Here is a 16,720-nt window from a genome sequence, read left to right as displayed (position 1 = left end):
CCCCCCCCCGGCGCCGCGCCCCCCCCCCCCCGCTCCCACATTTTGATCTGTGGAGGTCAATGCGGTTGGGTGTCGCCCGCTGCAGTATCGATGCTGACCACCACCGACATCCCCGGTCGCAGGCGTTCCTCTTCCTGCTGGCCCTCATCAATGGTGATCCGCACCGGCACTCGCTGGGCGATTTTCACGAAGTTGCCGGTGGCATTGTCTGCCTGCAACAACGCGAATTCAGAGCCTGTGGCCGGTGAGATGTGCTGCACATGGCCGGTGAATCTGCGGTGGTTCAGTGCATCGACGGTGAAGCGCACCGGCTGCCCGACCCGCACGTTGTCCATCTGGGTTTCCTTCATGTTGGCGATCACCCATTTCTGGTTCGGCACCAACGCCATCAACTGCGCCCCGGAGTTGACGTAAGCGCCCAGGCGCACGCCGATCTGCCCGAGCTGGCCGTCACGCGGGGCGACGATGCGGGTGTTCGACAAATCGATTCGCGCCAGTTGCACCGCCGCTTCAGCGCTGGCAACTGCCGCTTCCAGCGAGCCGCGATTGACGATCACCGTTTGCAGATCCTGCCGGGCGATTTCCAGATTGGCCTTGGCCTGCGCCACCGCCGCTATGCCCTGCGCGTTGGCCGCCAGGGCCACGTCCATTTCGCGCTTGGACACCGAACCGTCGCTCACCAGCTCCTTGTTACGGCGCAGATCCGCCTCGCTTTTGCGCAACTGCGCTTCGCTGTCGGCCACCACGGCCTGCCGCAGCTTGATCGTCGCTTCGGCGCTGTTGCGTTGCTGCACCACATTGGCCAGCGAGGCTTTCTGCACTGCCAGTTGCGCCAGTGCCTGGTCGAGGTGCTGCTGATAAATCCGGTCGTCCAGGCGCACCAGCAAATCGCCGGCCTTCACGTACTGGAAGTCCTGCACCGGCACTTCAAACACGTAACCGCTGAGTTGCGGGCCGATGATCGTCACTTGGCCGCGCACCAAAGCGTTTTCGGTGGTCTCGACCGCGCTGCTGAACGGCGGCAACTGCCAGGCGTACAGCACGATCAGCACGCCGACGATGGCAATCGCGGCAAAGCCCAGCGACGAGATGACCCGCACCCGCAACGAGCGTGGCTCGGTGTTCGGCGAGGACGGCGGCGCCACGCCTTCCGGGGTGGCGGCGATGGCATTGGTGGTTGTGGTGGTCGGTTCGGTCATGAATTGGAGGCACCGCTAGGAGGTACGGAAGGCGCTGGGTCGACGGCTTTGGTGGTGCTCATCAGCCACAGCGCACGAATGGACAGCCAGATCATGGTCAGCACCGCAATCACGGCGATCAGCATGAACACATCGTTATAGGCCAGTACATTGGCTTCGCGGGTCGCCGCGTTGGACAGACTACGAATCCCGGCCAGATTGCGCAGGCTCGGGTCGGCCAGCAAGGAGCCATAGGCCGAACCGCCGCTCTGCACGCGGGCAGCCACCAGCGGATCGGACAACGTCAGGTGCTCGACCAGATGACTGGAGTGGAATTTCTCGCGCACGATCTGGAACGTGCCCAACAACGCCGCGCCGAGCAAGCCGCCGAGGTTGTTGCAGATCCCGAACAACACCGAAAAACTCACCAGGTTGCGCGGGTTGGTCAGCACGTTGCGCGTGCCGAAAACCATGGTCGGGCCAAGGAAAAACGTGCTGCCGAAGGCCAGCAGGAACTGACTGAAATACAGGTTCGCCGGGCGGGTCAGGTTATTGGAAAAACTGTCCATCACCGAACCGGTCGCCATCAGCGCCAGCGAGATGATCAGCGGCATCAGCAGGTGCTTGGGATCGATGGTCAGCGCGCTGGTCGCCAGCCCGGCAACGCTGCCGATCAGCATCACCACGTACAGGCTGTGCAACTGCTCATAACCCATGTTGAGGTTCTGCATGAAACCGACGGCGCCGGTGGACTGCTCCGAGGTCACCATGCGAATCAGGGTCACCGCCAGCGCCAGGCGGATCATCGTGCCACTGCCGAGCCAACGGGTCATCAGCATCGGGTTGCTGCGATTGTGCTCGATCGCCAGGCCCGCGAGGATCAGGGCAATCGAGGCCGCCAGCGCATAACCGATCCAGTTGGCCTCCAGCCACCAATCGATCCGCCCCAGCGACAACACCGCGCAAAGCAGTGCCACGCCGCTGGCGAGAATCGCGAAGGTGAGAAAATCCAGCGGTTCGAAGGTCTTGAAGCGGTCACCGGGCGGCAACTTGAGCAACAGCACGCAGCCCAGCGACAGCAAAGCCATGCCCAATTCGAACAGGTACAAGCCGCGCCATTCGGCAATCTGCAGCAAGTCCTCGGAGAACAAGCGCGCCAGCGGCAAAGCCAGTTGCGAGGCGCCGAGCCCGAGCACCAACGCCTTCAGCCGCCACTTGGCCGGAAACGCCTGGATCATGTAATACAGACCCAGCGAACTCAGTGCCGCACCGACCATCCCGTGCGCCGCACGCACCGCGATGGCCGAGCTCAAGTCGTTGACGAACAGGTGGCCGAAGGTCACCAGCGCATACAGCACCAGAAACACTTCAGTGAATGCACGCAGGCCGAACTGCTGACGAAACTTCACCAGCAGCAGGTTCATCGACACGTTGGTCATCACGTAGGCGGCCGGCAGCCAGGCCATCTCCGCCGTAGTCGCGCCCAGCGCGCCTTGCAGGTAAGGCAGGTTGGCGACCACCAGCGAGTTGCCCAGACCACCGGTCACCGCCACCAGCAACCCGACCAGCGCATAGGCCAGGCGCTTGGGGTTGGAGTGCAGCGGCGTCGAGGGGGAACCGGGCAGACTGGGCTTCTCGTGTGGCTGCCAGTTGCGCGGGGCGTATCGATCCATTGAAAGGCCTTGTTTGGGGATGTCTGAGTTTGCCGCAATCAACGACAAAACACACATCCCCTGTAGGAGTGAGCCTGCTCGCGATAGCGCAGTGTCAGTCAGCATCAATGTTGAATACTAAACCGCGATCGCGAGCAGGCTCACTCCTACAGGGTCAAATGTCGGGCCGGGAGTTTTGTGTCAGGCGCGCAGCATCATGTAAGCCGCGACCACCAGGCACACACTGGCAAAGCCCACCTGCAACGCCCGCGCCGGAACCCGGGCGCAGAGTTTGCGGCCGATGATCATGCCGACAATACTGGCGATGATGAACGCCACGCCAAGGCTGTCGATGCGCACTCCGGCATGAAACGCGCCGATCACCCCGATCGCCGAAATCAGGCTGATCACCATTAACGACGTCGCAACGATGCCGCGCATCTGCACGTCGGTCAGTTGCTTGAACGCCGGGACGATCAGGAAGCCACCGCCGACGCCGAGCAGTCCCGACACCACGCCCGTGACCGCGCCCAATGCCGCCAGTGTCGCGGTGCATTTGGCGGTCCAGTCGAAACGCCCGGTCTCTTCATTCAGCATGCAGTTTTTCTGGCCCCAGCTCGCGTGGCCGTGATCGCTCAGCCCTTCGTGCTGACGCTCACGGCGCAGCATGCGCCAAGCGACCATGACCATCAGCAGGCTGAAGAGGATCATCAGAATCTTCTCAGGCAACTGGTGCGCGAAATAAATCCCCACCGGCGAAAACACCGCACCGAGCGCCGCAATCAGCAGCGCTGCGCGATAGCGCACCAGCCCATGGCGCAAGCCATCAATCGCCCCGACCGCCGCCGCACTGCCGACCGCAAACAATGCGACCGGCGCCGCTTGCGTCATCGTCCAGCCAAGGCCCAGCACCAGCGCCGGCACCGCGAGAATCCCGCCGCCCGCCCCGGTGAGCCCGAGAATCAACCCCATCAACACGCCAAACAGACTTGCCAGCAACATAGGATTTACTCAGTCAACCTTGGACAGACCGGTCAGCCACTCGCGGCCCTTGAGCATGCCGTTCCAGTAGAACCACGGCAGCAGCGTCGCCTTGAGAAACCACGCCGAGCGGCGCGGTACGGTCGCATCGAGCGCGAAGGTCGGCAGCAACTTCCCGCCGTAGCCGAACTCGGCGAGGATCACCTTGCCCTTCTCCACCGTCAGCGGGCAGGAACCGTAGCCGTCGTACTTCAGCGGCATAGGCTTTTGCTTGCGCAGCGCCAAGAGGTTTTCCGCGACCACCACAACCTGCTTGCGCACGGCCGCCGCGGTTTTCGCGTTGCTGGTGCCGCAGATGTCGCCAATGGCGAACACTTCCGGGTAACGCAGATGCTGCAGGCTGTGCGGGTTCACTTCGCACCAGCCGCCAGCGTCGGCCAACAAGCTCTGAGCGATGAAATCCGGCGAGACCTGCGGCGGCACGACATGCAGCAGATCGAAGCTTTTCGCCTGTGTGGTGACGTTGCCGTCAGCGTCCTTGATCTCGAACCACGCGGTTTTCGCCGGGCCGTCGACCTTGACCAGATTGCTGTTGAAGGCCAGTTGCGCGTTGTACTTTTCGATGTACTTCATCAGTGGCGGCACGAAGGTCGCGACACCGAACAGCGCCGCGCCGGCCAGGTTGAATTCGACGTCAATGTTGTTCAGCACGCCGGTTTTGCGCCAGTGATCGCACGACAGGTACAACGCCTTCTGCGGTGCCCCGGCGCATTTGATCGGCATAGCCGGCTGGGTGAACAGTGCTTTACCGCCGCGCAGTTTCTGCACCTGATCCCAGGTGTACTGCGAATGCTGATAGCTGTAGTTGGACGTCACGCCGTGCTGGCCGAGGCTTTCCTGCAAGCCTTCGATCTTCTCCCAGGCCAGACGCAAGCCGGGACAGACGATCAGGTTCTGGTAGCTGACGCGGCGTTGATCGTTGAGGGTGAGTTGACGTGTGTCGGGATCAACCGCAGTCACCGCCGCTTGAATCCAGGTGGCCTGACGCGGCATCACCTGGCCCATCGGTCGTGCGGTGTCCTTGACGTCATAGGCGCCACCGCCGACCAGCGTCCACGCCGGTTGATAGTAATGCTGGGCGCTTGGCTCGATCACGGTAATTTTCAGAGTGGGATCACGCTTGAGCAGACTGGCGACGAAGCCGATGCCGGCGGTGCCGCCGCCGATGACCACGATATCGGCACTGATGGATGGGCCCCAGTGTTGATCGTTCATTGCTTGTTCCTTATTGCTGCACGCAAGGATTTCTTGGCCTTCACATAAAACCAATGTGGGAGCGGGCTTGCTCGCGAAAACGGTAGATCATTCAACATTAATGTCGACTGATACGACGCCTTCGCGAGCAAGCCCGCTCCCACAGGGGATGGAGGTGTTAGCTGACATTTATGGATGACCCCAGCTCTTGAGCACCGCCCCGCAATACAGCCCGGAGAGGGTTTTCATCACCTGAATCACTTCAGGACTGGCCAGACCGTAAAAGATGTATTTGCCTTCGCGACGAGTCGCCACCAGGCCTTCATCGCGCAGGATGCCCAGTTGCTGGGACAGCGTCGGTTGGCGCACGCCGGTCATTTTTTCCAGCTCGCCGACGTTGCGCTCGCCCTGAGTCAACTGGCACAGGATCAACAGGCGATCCTCATTGGCCAGCGCCTTGAGCAGCGCACAGGCCTTGGAGGCGGACGCCCGCAATTGGGCGACTTCACATTCGGTCAGACTGGATTGCATTTGCACGATGCCTTCAACGTCACTTAAGCTGCGAACATTATGTTTTTAGATAAAGTGTTGCAACCCATTTCCCTTGTTCAGGTTGGTGTCCATGCCCGCGCAGATTGAAGCTTTCCTCGACCCCGCCTCCTCGACCTACAGCTATGTGGTCTATGAAGCCGATGGCGGGCAGTGTGCAATCGTCGATCCGGTACTCGATTACGACGGCGCCGCCGGGCGCACCTGCACGGTGCAGGCCGACAAAATCATCGCTTTCGTCCGTGAACACCGCTTGCAGGTGCAATGGCTGCTGGAAACCCACGCCCACGCCGATCACCTGTCCGCCGCGCCGTACCTGCGCCGCGAACTCGGCGGCAGGATCGCGATCGGCCAGTCGATCAGCAAAGTGCAGAACGTGTTCAAGGCGCTATTCAATCTGGAACCGGAATTCTGCGTCGACGGCTCGCAGTTCGATCACCTGTTTGCGCCGAACGAGTCGTTCATGATCGGCAACCTCAAGGCCACCGCCCTGCACGTCCCCGGCCACACCCCGGCGGACATGGCCTACCTGATCGATGGCGAACAGATTCTGGTCGGCGACACGCTGTTCATGCCTGACGTCGGCACCGCCCGCTGCGACTTCCCCGGCGGCAACGCGCATCAACTGTTCAATTCGATCCACAAACTGCTGGCCTTCCCCGCCAGCGTCAAACTCTACGTCTGCCACGACTACCCGCCCGAAGGCCGCGCCGTGCAATGCCAGACCACCGTCGGTGAGCAGCGCAGGAGCAATATTCATGTGCATGACGGAATCGATGAGGCGGCGTTTGTCGAGATGCGTACCAAACGCGATGCCGGGCTAGGCATGCCGACACTGTTGCTGCCGGCGATTCAGGTGAATGTACGGGCGGGGAATTTTCCGGCGGCCGAGGACAATGGTGTGGTTTACCTGAAGATTCCGATCAATTCCCTATAGGAAAAAATCCCTCGCACGGCTACAGGATTATTTTTCCTACGAACGCTGGCGATAGCGATGAACTGGTGAAAATCCTGCCAGCGATCAAACTCCATTGGGCAAACATTCAATGGAGCTTTTCGCAATATGGATATTCGTCGCAATCACCGAGACATGACCCCGCAACAGAAATCCGCGTTCATCAACGCCATCCTGATCCTGAAAAACAACGTCGACAGCGTGCTGCGACCCGGCGAGCAAAGCCGTTACGATGATTTTGTCCAGATCCACAAACATTCGATGGGGCTCGGCAATCCGCTCATTCCCAATCCGCATCAAAGTCCCCTGTTCTATCCGTGGCATCGAATCCTGCTCCGTCAGTTCGAGCGGGCTCTGCAGCTCGCCGCCAATGATCCGGGCATCACCCTGCCTTACTGGAACTGGCAACTGACCGGGGCCGACAACCCTTTCACCTCGAATTTCATGGGTTCAAACGGCGACGGCCTGCAAGAACAGCGCGTCACCAGTGGCCCGTTTTCCAATGAGCAGTCCCAATTTGTTGTAAAGGTCTGGGACGAAGGCACGGGTAACCCCGGCATTCTCCGCAACCTTGGAGCATCCGGCGCGCTGCCCACGCCGCTGCAGGTCATCGCCACGCTCAACAGGACGCCTTACTGGCTGGAACAAAATGGCTGGGAGAACGTCTCGGAAAGCGAACTGCACAATCCGGTACATGCCTGGATAGGTGGCAGCATGGCGCAAGCTACCTCTCCCAACGACCCGATATTCTTCCTGCACCACTGTTATCTCGACCTGTTGTGGGAGCGCTGGAAACATCAACATCCCACCACACCGGGGTTTACCAGCGCGGCTGGCTTGCCGGACATGAGCGACACGCTGCTGGTTTTCCACCCAGTCAATGAACCGCCGCCCTGGGCAGAAACCTATACCGTTCAACAAACCCTCTACACCAGTGAACTCGACTACCGTTACGACGAGATATGACGCTCAACTGCCCAACGTCAACCCATTCGCCGGCAACGGCAGTGCCGTCTTGTAGCGCACCTGCTTGAGCGCAAAGCTTGAGCGGATGTTCGCCACCCCCGGCACCTTGGTCAGAAAGTCCATCATGAACCGCTCCAGCGACTGAATGGTCGGCACCAGCACCCGGATCAGATAGTCCGGGTCGCCGGCCATCAGGTAACACTCCATGACCTCGGGGCGGTCGGAGATCGCCTCTTCGAAATGCTGCAACGCTTCCTCGACCTGTTTCTCCAGGCTCACATGAATGAACACGTTCACGTGCAGGCCCAGCAGATCGGCATCCAGCAGCGTCACCTGCTCGCGAATCAGGCCTAATTCTTCCATCGCCTTGACCCGGTTGAAACACGGTGTTGGCGACAGATTCACCGAGCGCGCGAGGTCGGCGTTGGTGATGCGCGCGTTCTCCTGAAGGCTGTTGAGAATGCCGATGTCGGTACGGTCCAGTTTGCGCATGAGACAAAACCACCTGTTTTTTATGTTTATGCAGAATTTCTATCTGCAAATCGTCTCCAGCGCAACGAAACAGAGAGAAATATTCTTCTTGGCCGGGCCTATGATTGTTGTAGGACAAGATTTCTTTCACCCAAGAATGATTGCCAGCTCACTACAAGAAATTCACAAGATCGAGCGTAGAAGCCATGACCCAAGCGTATGAACCGCTGCGTCTGCACGTCCCTGAACCCTCGGGCCGCCCAGGCTGCAAAACCGACTTCTCCTACCTGCATCTGACCGATGCCGGCACGGTGCGCAAACCTTCCATTGATGTAGAACCCGCCGACACCGCCGACCTGGCGCGTGGGCTGATTCGTGTGCTCGACGATCAGGGCAACGCCCTCGGCCCCTGGGCTGAAAACGTGCCGGTCGAGATCCTGCGCAAGGGCATGCGCGCCATGCTCAAGACGCGGATTTACGACAACCGCATGGTGGTCGCCCAGCGGCAGAAAAAAATGTCGTTCTACATGCAGAGCCTCGGCGAGGAAGCCATCGGCAGCGCCCAGGCCCTGGCCTTGAACATCGACGACATGTGCTTCCCGACCTACCGTCAGCAAAGCATTCTGATGGCCCGCGAAGTGCCGCTGGTCGACCTGATCTGCCAACTGCTGTCCAACGAGCGTGATCCGCTCAAGGGCCGGCAGTTGCCGATCATGTACTCGGTCAAGGACGCCGGTTTCTTCACCATCTCCGGCAACCTCGCGACCCAATTCATTCAGGCCGTCGGCTGGGGCATGGCTTCGGCGATCAAAGGCGATACCAAAATCGCCTCGGCGTGGATCGGTGACGGCGCCACCGCCGAATCGGACTTCCACACCGCCCTCACCTTCGCTCACGTTTACCGCGCGCCAGTGATCCTCAACGTGGTCAACAACCAGTGGGCGATCTCGACCTTCCAGGCCATCGCCGGCGGTGAAGCCACCACTTTCGCCGGACGCGGCGTCGGTTGCGGCATCGCCTCGCTGCGGGTCGACGGCAACGACTTTTACGCGGTCTACGCCGCTTCCGCCTGGGCTGCCGAGCGCGCCCGACGCAACCTCGGTCCGACCATGATCGAATGGGTCACCTACCGCGCCGGCCCGCACTCGACCTCCGACGATCCGTCGAAATACCGTCCTGCCGATGACTGGAGCCACTTCCCGCTGGGCGACCCGATTGCCCGCCTGAAGCAGCACCTGATCAAGGTCGGCCACTGGTCGGAAGAAGAGCACGCCGCCGTCAGCGCCGAACTCGAAGCCGAAGTGATTGCCGCGCAGAAACAGGCCGAACAGTACGGCACCCTCGCCGGCGGGCAGATTCCAAGCGCCGCGACCATGTTCGAAGACGTCTACAAAGAGATGCCGGAGCACTTGAAGCGCCAGCGTCAGCAGTTGGGGATCTGACATGAACGATCACAACAACAATATTCAGTTGGAAACCGCCATGACCACGACCACCATGACCATGATCCAGGCCCTGCGCTCGGCCATGGATGTGATGCTTGAGCGTGACGACAATGTGGTGGTGTTCGGTCAGGACGTCGGCTACTTCGGCGGCGTGTTCCGTTGCACCGAAGGCCTGCAGACCAAGTACGGCACCTCGCGGGTGTTCGACGCGCCAATCTCCGAAAGCGGCATCGTCGGCGTGGCCGTGGGCATGGGTGCCTATGGCCTGCGTCCGGTCGCCGAGATTCAGTTCGCCGACTACGTCTACCCGGCTTCCGACCAGATCATTTCCGAAGCGGCGCGTCTGCGTTATCGCTCGGCCGGCGAGTTCACCGCGCCGATGACCCTGCGCATGCCCTGCGGCGGCGGGATCTACGGCGGCCAGACCCACAGCCAGAGCATTGAGGCGATGTTCACTCAGGTCTGCGGTCTGCGCACCGTCATGCCATCCAATCCGTATGACGCCAAAGGCCTGCTGATCGCCTCCATCGAAAACGATGACCCGGTGATCTTCCTTGAGCCGAAACGCCTTTACAACGGCCCGTTCGACGGCCACCACGACCGTCCGGTAACCCCGTGGTCGAAACACCCGCAGGCCCAGGTGCCGGACGGGTACTACACCGTGCCGCTGGACGTTGCCGCAATCACCCGTCCGGGCAAGGACGTGACCGTGCTGACCTACGGCACCACCGTGTACGTCTCGCAAGTCGCCGCTGAAGAATCCGGTGTTGACGCCGAAGTCATCGACCTGCGCAGCCTGTGGCCGCTGGACCTGGAAACCATCGTCAAGTCGGTGAAGAAAACCGGTCGCTGCGTGGTGGTCCACGAAGCCACCCGTACCTGCGGTTTCGGCGCCGAACTGGTGTCGCTGGTGCAAGAGCATTGCTTCCATCACCTGGAAGCGCCAATCGAACGCGTCACCGGTTGGGACACCCCCTACCCGCACGCGCAAGAGTGGGCGTATTTCCCAGGGCCGTCCCGAGTGGGCGCGGCGTTGAAACGGGTCATGGAGGTCTGAATGGGCACGCACGTTATCAAGATGCCGGACATCGGCGAAGGCATCGCAGAAGTAGAACTGTCGCAGTGGCACGTCAAGGTCGGCGACCTGGTGGTTGAAGATCAGGTGCTGGCGGATGTGATGACCGACAAGGCGATGGTCGATATTCCATCGCCGGTACACGGCAAGGTGATTGCGCTCGGCGGTCAGCCGGGTGAAGTGATGGCGGTCGGCAGTGTGCTGATCAGCATCGAAGTAGAAGGTGCCGGCAACTTGAAAGAGTCCGCCGCGCCAGCACCTGTTGCCGCGAAAGAGCCCCCTGTTGCAGCGAAAGTTGAAGCGGTAGTCGAGAGCAAACCTGCTGCCGCTGCTGCACCGCGCTCCGCACCGGTTTGTCAGGGCCCGATGGTTGCCCGTGAAGCCGATGAACGTCCGCTGGCCTCGCCGGCCGTGCGCAAACATGCGCTGGATCTGGGCATTCAATTACGTCTGGTACGCGGCACCGGCCCGGCCGGTCGCGTGCTGCACGAAGACCTCGACGCTTATCTGGCCCAGGGTCAAACGAACGCTTCGGCGCCGGCAGCTGCCGCGTACGCCCAGCGTCACGATGAGGAGCAGATTCCGGTAATCGGCATGCGCCGCAAGATCGCCCAGCGTATGCAGGACGCCACGCAGCGTGCCGCGCATTTCAGCTACGTCGAGGAAATCGACGTCACCGCGATTGAAGAACTGCGCGCGCACCTCAATGAAAAACACGGCGCCAGCCGTGGCAAGTTGACCCTGCTGCCGTTCCTCGTCCGCGCACTGGTCGTGGCCCTGCGCGACTTCCCGCAGATGAACGCGCGTTACGACGACGAAGCCCAGGTGATTACCCGCCTCGGCGCGGTGCATGTCGGCGTCGCCACACAAAGCGATGTTGGCCTGATGGTACCGGTGGTGCGTCACGCCGAAGCGCGAAGCCTGTGGGACAGCGCCGCCGAGATCTCGCGTCTGGCTAACGCCGCACGCAATGGCAAGGCCAGCCGCGACGAACTGTCCGGCTCGACCATCACCCTGACCAGCCTCGGAGCTCTGGGCGGCATCGTCAGCACGCCAGTGCTGAACCTGCCGGAAGTGGCGATCGTCGGCGTAAACAAAATCGTCGAACGCCCAATGGTCGTCAAAGGCCAGGTGGTGATCCGCAAGATGATGAACCTCTCCAGCTCCTTCGATCACCGCGTGGTCGACGGCATGGACGCGGCGCTCTTCATCCAGGCCATCCGTGGTCTGCTCGAACAACCCGCGACTCTGTTTGTGGAGTGATGCCATGCAAACCTTGAACACCACGCTGCTGATCATCGGCGGTGGTCCCGGCGGTTACGTCACGGCAATACGCGCCGGACAACTGGGCATTTCGACGATTCTGGTCGAAGGCCAATCGCTGGGCGGCACTTGCCTGAACATCGGCTGCATTCCATCGAAAGCGTTGATTCACGTGGCCGAGCAGTTCCACCAGACCCGCCATCACAGCGAACATTCGGCGCTGGGGATCAGCGTCTCGGCACCAACCCTCGACATCAGCAAGAGCGTCGAGTGGAAGGACGGCATCGTTGATCGCCTGACCACCGGCGTCGCCGCGTTGCTGAAAAAGAACAAGGTTCAGGTCATCCATGGCTGGGCCAAGGTGGTTGACGGCAAAACCGTCGAGGTCGGCGACACGCGCATCCAGTGTGAGCATCTGGTGCTGGCCACCGGTTCGACCAGCGTCAACCTGCCGATCCTGCCGATCGGCGGGCCGATCATTTCCTCCACCGAAGCACTGGCGCCGAAGTCCGTGCCAAAACGCCTGGTGGTGGTGGGCGGCGGTTATATCGGTCTGGAGCTGGGCATTGCTTACCGCAAGCTCGGCGCCGAGGTCAGTGTGGTCGAGGCGCAGGATCGTATCCTGCCGGCCTACGACGCCGAACTGACCCAGCCAGTACACGAAGCACTGAAGCAACTGGGCGTGAAGCTTTATCTCAAGCACAGCGTGCTGGGTTTCGACGGCACCTTGCAGGTGCGTGAGCCGAACGGCGACATCCTGAATCTGGAAACCGATCAGGTGCTGGTGGCGGTGGGGCGCAAACCCAATACGCAGGGCTGGAACCTTGAAGCGCTGAACCTGGACATGAACGGCTCGGCGATCAAGGTCGACAGCCGCTGCCAGACCAGCATGCGCAACGTCTACGCCATCGGCGACCTGAGCGGCGAACCGATGCTCGCGCACCGCGCCATGGCTCAGGGTGAAATGGTCGCCGAGCTGATCAGCGGCAAGCACCGCGAATTCAACCCGACCGCCATCGCCGCCGTGTGCTTCACCGACCCGGAACTGGTGGTGGTCGGCCAGACCCCGGACGAGGCCAAGGCTGCGGGGCTGGACTGCATCGTCTCAAGCTTCCCGTTCGCCGCCAATGGCCGGGCGATGACCCTGGAATCGAAAAGCGGCTTCGTGCGCGTGGTCGCGCGTCGCGACAATCATGTGATTGTCGGCTGGCAGGCGGTCGGGGTTGGCGTATCAGAGTTGTCGACCGCGTTCGCGCAAAGCCTGGAAATGGGCGCGCGGCTGGAAGACATCGGCGGCACCATTCATGCGCATCCAACCTTGGGTGAAGCGGTGCAGGAAGCAGCGCTGCGTGCTTTGGGGCATGCGTTGCACCTGTAAACGCTGAACCCCTGTGGCGAGGGAGCTTGCTCCCGCTGGGCTGCGAAGCGGCCCCAAACCCAGTCACCCCTGTGCACCTGAAGCACCGCGGTGTCCGGTTTTACCAGTGCTGCGCACTGGAGCGGGAGCAAGCTCCCTCGCCACAAAAGAGGTGAAACATGCAGGAATGAAGGGGGTTTAGTAAGCAAGCTACTATTTTTGCCATCCCTCCATCGTCCGGGCTGCGAAACCGCTCAAGAATGAAGTATTGTTGTGCCCATCCAAAAAAACGTCAGAAGCCTTGAACCGTTTCGACGGTTGTTCAGTGATAGAGGGTGTCATGGGTAACGAAAGCATCAATTGGGACAAGCTGGGTTTTGACTACATCAAGACCGACAAACGCTATCTGTCGTACTTTCGCAATGGCGAGTGGGACAAAGGCACCCTGACCGAAGACAACGTGCTGCACATCAGCGAAGGCTCGACTGCCCTTCACTATGGCCAGCAGTGCTTCGAAGGTCTGAAGGCTTATCGTTGCAAGGACGGCTCGATCAACCTGTTCCGTCCCGACCAGAACGCCGCTCGCATGCAACGCAGCTGCGCTCGCCTGCTGATGCCGCACGTGTCGACCGAGCAGTTCATCGAAGCGTGCAAGGAAGTGGTTCGCGCCAACGAGCGCTTCATCCCGCCATACGGCACCGGCGGCGCGCTGTACCTGCGTCCGTTCGTGATCGGTGTGGGTGACAACATCGGTGTGCGTACCGCGCCGGAGTTCATCTTCTCGGTGTTCGCGATTCCGGTCGGCGCCTACTTCAAGGGCGGCCTGACGCCGCACAACTTCCAGATTTCCAGCTTCGACCGCGCCGCCCCACAAGGCACCGGTGCGGCCAAGGTCGGTGGCAACTACGCCGCCAGCCTGATGCCGGGCTCCCAAGCCAAGAAAGCGCACTTCGCTGACGCCATCTACCTGGATCCGCTGACCCACAAGAAGATCGAGGAAGTCGGTTCCGCCAACTTCTTCGGGATCACCCACGACAACAAGTTCATCACTCCGAACTCGCCATCCGTGCTGCCGGGCATCACCCGCCTGTCGCTGATCGAACTGGCGAAAACCCGTCTGGGCCTGGAAGTGGTGGAAGGCGACGTGCTGATCGACAAGCTGTCGGACTTCAAGGAGGCCGGTGCTTGCGGTACCGCTGCGGTGATCACGCCGATCGGCGGGATCAGCTACAACGACCACCTGCACGTGTTCCACAGCGAAACCGAAGTCGGCCCGGTCACCCAGAAGCTCTACAAAGAGCTGACTGGCGTGCAGACCGGCGACATCGAAGCGCCTGCGGGCTGGATCGTCAAGGTTTGATCTGACGGCCGCTGATGCACAAAAGCCCCCCATCAAGTGATTGATGGGGGGCTTTTTCGTAGTGATGATAAAGATCAAAAGATCGCAGCCTTCGGCAGCTCCTACAGATGGAATGCGATACCCATGTAGGAGCTGCCGAAGGCTGCGATCTTTTGATTTTCTATTTCAACGCAATTCGCTTGCCGGCTCGCGCGGCAATCCCGCTAGCCTGTCCGTTCTGCTGCTTGCCCGTGCGCGCCTGGGTAATCAGCCCGGGAATCAACTCCCCTTCCGGCAGATTCTTCCAGAACCGTACCGGCAAGTGTCCCTGCATGACTTTCTCGTTCAAGCGCGCCGGGTTGAAGATGTGGCTGTAATAGGTCAGCCACAACTCGCCGTGCGGGTCATCAATGTTCTGCGCCAGTTGCTGCCATTCCACCGGGCATTGGCGCTGATGGAGTAGTTGTTCGCCGTCGTAATACACGCCATCGCGCGGCGTGGCGATCAACCAGCGATGCCGGCCCATGCGCCCGATGAAATGTTCGCTGGCGCTGTGCAGGATGTCGTGGGCCGGTTCGTGCCACGCCACATATTGCGGGCCTGGCTGATCCTGCGGGCGTTCGATGAAACGCACGAACGCATGCAAATGGTGGGCTTCGCGCTGCACTTGCTTGATCCGCCGCTGCAGCTCGCTGCCGAGTTTGTCGCCAGCCATCATCGCCGTGCGATCACCATGGCTGACTCGCCACAGCACTTCATACAACAGACTCCAGCGCTGGTCGCCCCGGTAGCGTGCAGCTTGTTCCAGGGTGTCGAGCAATGCACGGGGGATGCGTGCCTGAAACGGCCCCTGCCCCTCCGGGACATGTACGTCACTGGCAAACAGATCGCTCACCCCTTCCGACGCCCAACTCACCAGACTCGGGTCGACTTCATGGCTGAGCAGCCAGCGCGCCTGCTGGCGCCAGGTGTCGAACAGGTCGTCGCAATCGAGATTGATCATCCCCACAACCCCATCTGCTGTGGCTGCGGCCGGTCGCGCAATTGCTGGTAGAGCATCTGGCTGGTGACTTCGGCCTGTTGTGGGTGGTAGTCGCTGGTGATGATGAACGGCTTGGCTTTGGCCAACACACAGCGCATGCGCGCCACGTCCTCATAGCGGATGCGCCGTTGCTGGCGCAATTGCACCAAACGCTCGGTGGTGCGCAGGCCGATGCCGGGAATGCGCGCGATCAGCGCCGGTTCGGCGCGATTCAGATCCAGCGGAAACACTTCGCGATTCTGCAGTGCCCAGGCCAGCTTCGGATCGATATCCAGCGCCAGATTACCAGGGCCTTTGAGCAGCTCATCGGCGCTGTAGCCGTAACTGCGCAAAAGGAAGTCGGCCTGATACAAACGGTGCTCGCGCATCAGCGGTGGCGCGGCCAATGGCACGCTTTTCGGGCTGTCGGGAATCGGGCTGAATGCCGAATAGTAAACCCGGCGCAGGCGGAAATTGCCGTACAAGGCCTGGGCGCCATGCAGGATCGTGCTGTCGTCGGTGTCATCGGCGCCGACGATCATCTGCGTGCTCTGCCCGGCCGGGGCAAATTTCGCCGAGCGTGGCTCGTTGAGCACGGTCTGCTCGCCGGTGTAGATGGTGTGCATCGCCTGCTTGATCGAGCCGATGTGTTTCTCCGGGGCCAGGGTTTGCAGGCTGGCATCGGTAGGCAGTTCGATATTGACGCTGAGGCGATCGGCGTACCGTCCGGCCTCCTCGATCAATGCCGGATCGGCCTCGGGAATGGTCTTGAGGTGAATGTAGCCGCGAAACTCATGCTCTTCGCGCAGCAGCTTCGCCACACGCACCAGTTGCTCCATGGTGTAGTCCGCCGAGCGGATGATCCCGGAGCTGAGAAACAGTCCGCTGACGCAGTTGCGTCGGTAGAAATCCATGGTCAACGTCACCACTTCCTCGGGGGTGAAGCGTGCACGCGGTACATCGCTGGAGCGGCGGTTGACGCAATACTGGCAGTCGTAGAGGCAGAAGTTGGTCAGGAGGATTTTCAGCAACGATACGCAACGGCCGTCCGGCGTATAGCTGTGGCAGATGCCCATGCCGTCGGTCGAGCCCAACCCGCTCTTGCCCTCGGAGCTGCGCTTGGGCGCACCGCTGCTGGCGCAGGAGGCGTCGTACTTGGCGGCGTCGGCGAGAATGCTGAGCTTGTCGATGATTTGCATGGCGCGGGCTCTTTA

General features: G+C 61.1%; 15 protein-coding genes. 7 read left to right on the top strand and 8 right to left on the bottom strand.

All coding sequences use genetic code 11. The features are described 5' to 3' along the window. Positions 1–56: 56 nt before the first annotated feature. The 5 genes from NTD85_RS17500 to NTD85_RS17480 all read right to left on the bottom strand — a co-directional run bounded on the left by NTD85_RS17500 (position 57) and on the right by NTD85_RS17480 (position 5,596). Positions 57–1,199: an HlyD family secretion protein gene (locus tag NTD85_RS17500; RefSeq protein WP_103484665.1), complete on the bottom strand. Its 1,143-nt coding sequence runs from the start codon at positions 1,197–1,199 to the stop codon at positions 57–59. Next, positions 1,196–2,851: an MFS transporter gene (locus NTD85_RS17495; protein ID WP_003224008.1), complete on the bottom strand. Its 1,656-nt coding sequence runs from the start codon at positions 2,849–2,851 to the stop codon at positions 1,196–1,198. The genes NTD85_RS17500 and NTD85_RS17495 overlap by 4 nt, the downstream gene beginning before the upstream one ends. Before the next feature lie 180 nt (positions 2,852–3,031). Further along, the gene (locus tag NTD85_RS17490; protein ID WP_262142792.1) at positions 3,032–3,832 is read right to left on the bottom strand and encodes a sulfite exporter TauE/SafE family protein; all 801 of its coding nucleotides are present in this window, start codon (positions 3,830–3,832) and stop codon (positions 3,032–3,034) included. 9 nt (positions 3,833–3,841) lie between these two features. Further along, entirely contained in the window at positions 3,842–5,086 is a 1,245-nt protein-coding gene (locus NTD85_RS17485; protein WP_262142791.1) for an FAD/NAD(P)-binding oxidoreductase, read from the bottom strand. Positions 5,087–5,254: 168 nt separating this feature from the next. After that, a complete protein-coding gene (locus NTD85_RS17480) occupies positions 5,255–5,596 on the bottom strand; it encodes an ArsR/SmtB family transcription factor (protein WP_003224002.1) in 342 nt (113 codons plus the stop codon). 91 nt (positions 5,597–5,687) lie between these two features. Between NTD85_RS17480 and NTD85_RS17475 the strand changes: the two genes are divergently transcribed. Next, a complete protein-coding gene (locus NTD85_RS17475; protein WP_262142790.1) occupies positions 5,688–6,551 on the top strand; it encodes an MBL fold metallo-hydrolase in 864 nt (287 codons plus the stop codon). A gap of 126 nt (positions 6,552–6,677) precedes the next feature. Then, positions 6,678–7,535, top strand: a complete 858-nt coding sequence (locus tag NTD85_RS17470; RefSeq protein ID WP_262142789.1) for a tyrosinase family protein — start codon at positions 6,678–6,680, stop codon at positions 7,533–7,535. Between the two features lie 3 nt (positions 7,536–7,538). On the opposite strand, the gene bkdR is transcribed toward NTD85_RS17470, so the two are convergent. Beyond that, positions 7,539–8,027 carry a Bkd operon transcriptional regulator BkdR gene (gene bkdR, locus NTD85_RS17465; RefSeq protein ID WP_016985245.1) on the bottom strand — a complete coding sequence of 163 codons (489 nt, stop codon included), beginning with the start codon at positions 8,025–8,027 and terminating at the stop codon, positions 7,539–7,541. A 185-nt stretch (positions 8,028–8,212) separates the two neighbouring features. On the opposite strand from bkdR, the gene NTD85_RS17460 reads away from it, so the two are divergent. The 5 genes from NTD85_RS17460 to NTD85_RS17440 all read left to right on the top strand — a co-directional run bounded on the left by NTD85_RS17460 (position 8,213) and on the right by NTD85_RS17440 (position 14,506). Beyond that, positions 8,213–9,448, top strand: a complete 1,236-nt coding sequence (locus NTD85_RS17460) for a 3-methyl-2-oxobutanoate dehydrogenase (2-methylpropanoyl-transferring) subunit alpha (protein ID WP_003224001.1) — start codon at positions 8,213–8,215, stop codon at positions 9,446–9,448. A 1-nt stretch (position 9,449) separates the two neighbouring features. Then, a complete protein-coding gene (locus NTD85_RS17455; RefSeq protein WP_003224000.1) occupies positions 9,450–10,508 on the top strand; it encodes an alpha-ketoacid dehydrogenase subunit beta in 1,059 nt (352 codons plus the stop codon). Then, the gene (locus NTD85_RS17450; RefSeq protein ID WP_262142788.1) at positions 10,509–11,789 is read left to right on the top strand and encodes a dihydrolipoamide acetyltransferase family protein; all 1,281 of its coding nucleotides are present in this window, start codon (positions 10,509–10,511) and stop codon (positions 11,787–11,789) included. Positions 11,790–11,793: 4 nt separating this feature from the next. Then, positions 11,794–13,167, top strand: coding sequence for a dihydrolipoyl dehydrogenase (lpdA, locus tag NTD85_RS17445; RefSeq protein ID WP_262142787.1), 1,374 nt, complete (start codon positions 11,794–11,796; stop codon positions 13,165–13,167). 319 nt (positions 13,168–13,486) lie between these two features. Continuing rightward, positions 13,487–14,506: a branched-chain amino acid aminotransferase gene (locus NTD85_RS17440; protein ID WP_003223996.1), complete on the top strand. Its 1,020-nt coding sequence runs from the start codon at positions 13,487–13,489 to the stop codon at positions 14,504–14,506. A 160-nt stretch (positions 14,507–14,666) separates the two neighbouring features. Here NTD85_RS17440 and NTD85_RS17435 read toward each other — a convergent pair whose 3' ends face one another. Then, the gene (locus NTD85_RS17435; protein WP_262142786.1) at positions 14,667–15,488 is read right to left on the bottom strand and encodes a TIGR03915 family putative DNA repair protein; all 822 of its coding nucleotides are present in this window, start codon (positions 15,486–15,488) and stop codon (positions 14,667–14,669) included. After that, on the bottom strand, positions 15,485–16,705 hold the full coding sequence (locus NTD85_RS17430) for a putative DNA modification/repair radical SAM protein (RefSeq protein WP_262142785.1): 1,221 nt from the start codon (positions 16,703–16,705) through the stop codon (positions 15,485–15,487). Before NTD85_RS17430 ends, NTD85_RS17435 begins: the two co-directional genes overlap by 4 nt. Positions 16,706–16,720: the final 15 nt, after the last annotated feature.

Origin of the sequence: Pseudomonas sp. 13B_3.2_Bac1 (assembly GCF_025466205.1) — a bacterium.
Taxonomy (GTDB): Bacteria; Pseudomonadota; Gammaproteobacteria; order Pseudomonadales; family Pseudomonadaceae; genus Aquipseudomonas; species Aquipseudomonas fluorescens_H.
This window is presented reverse-complemented; position numbering and strand designations above follow the sequence as displayed.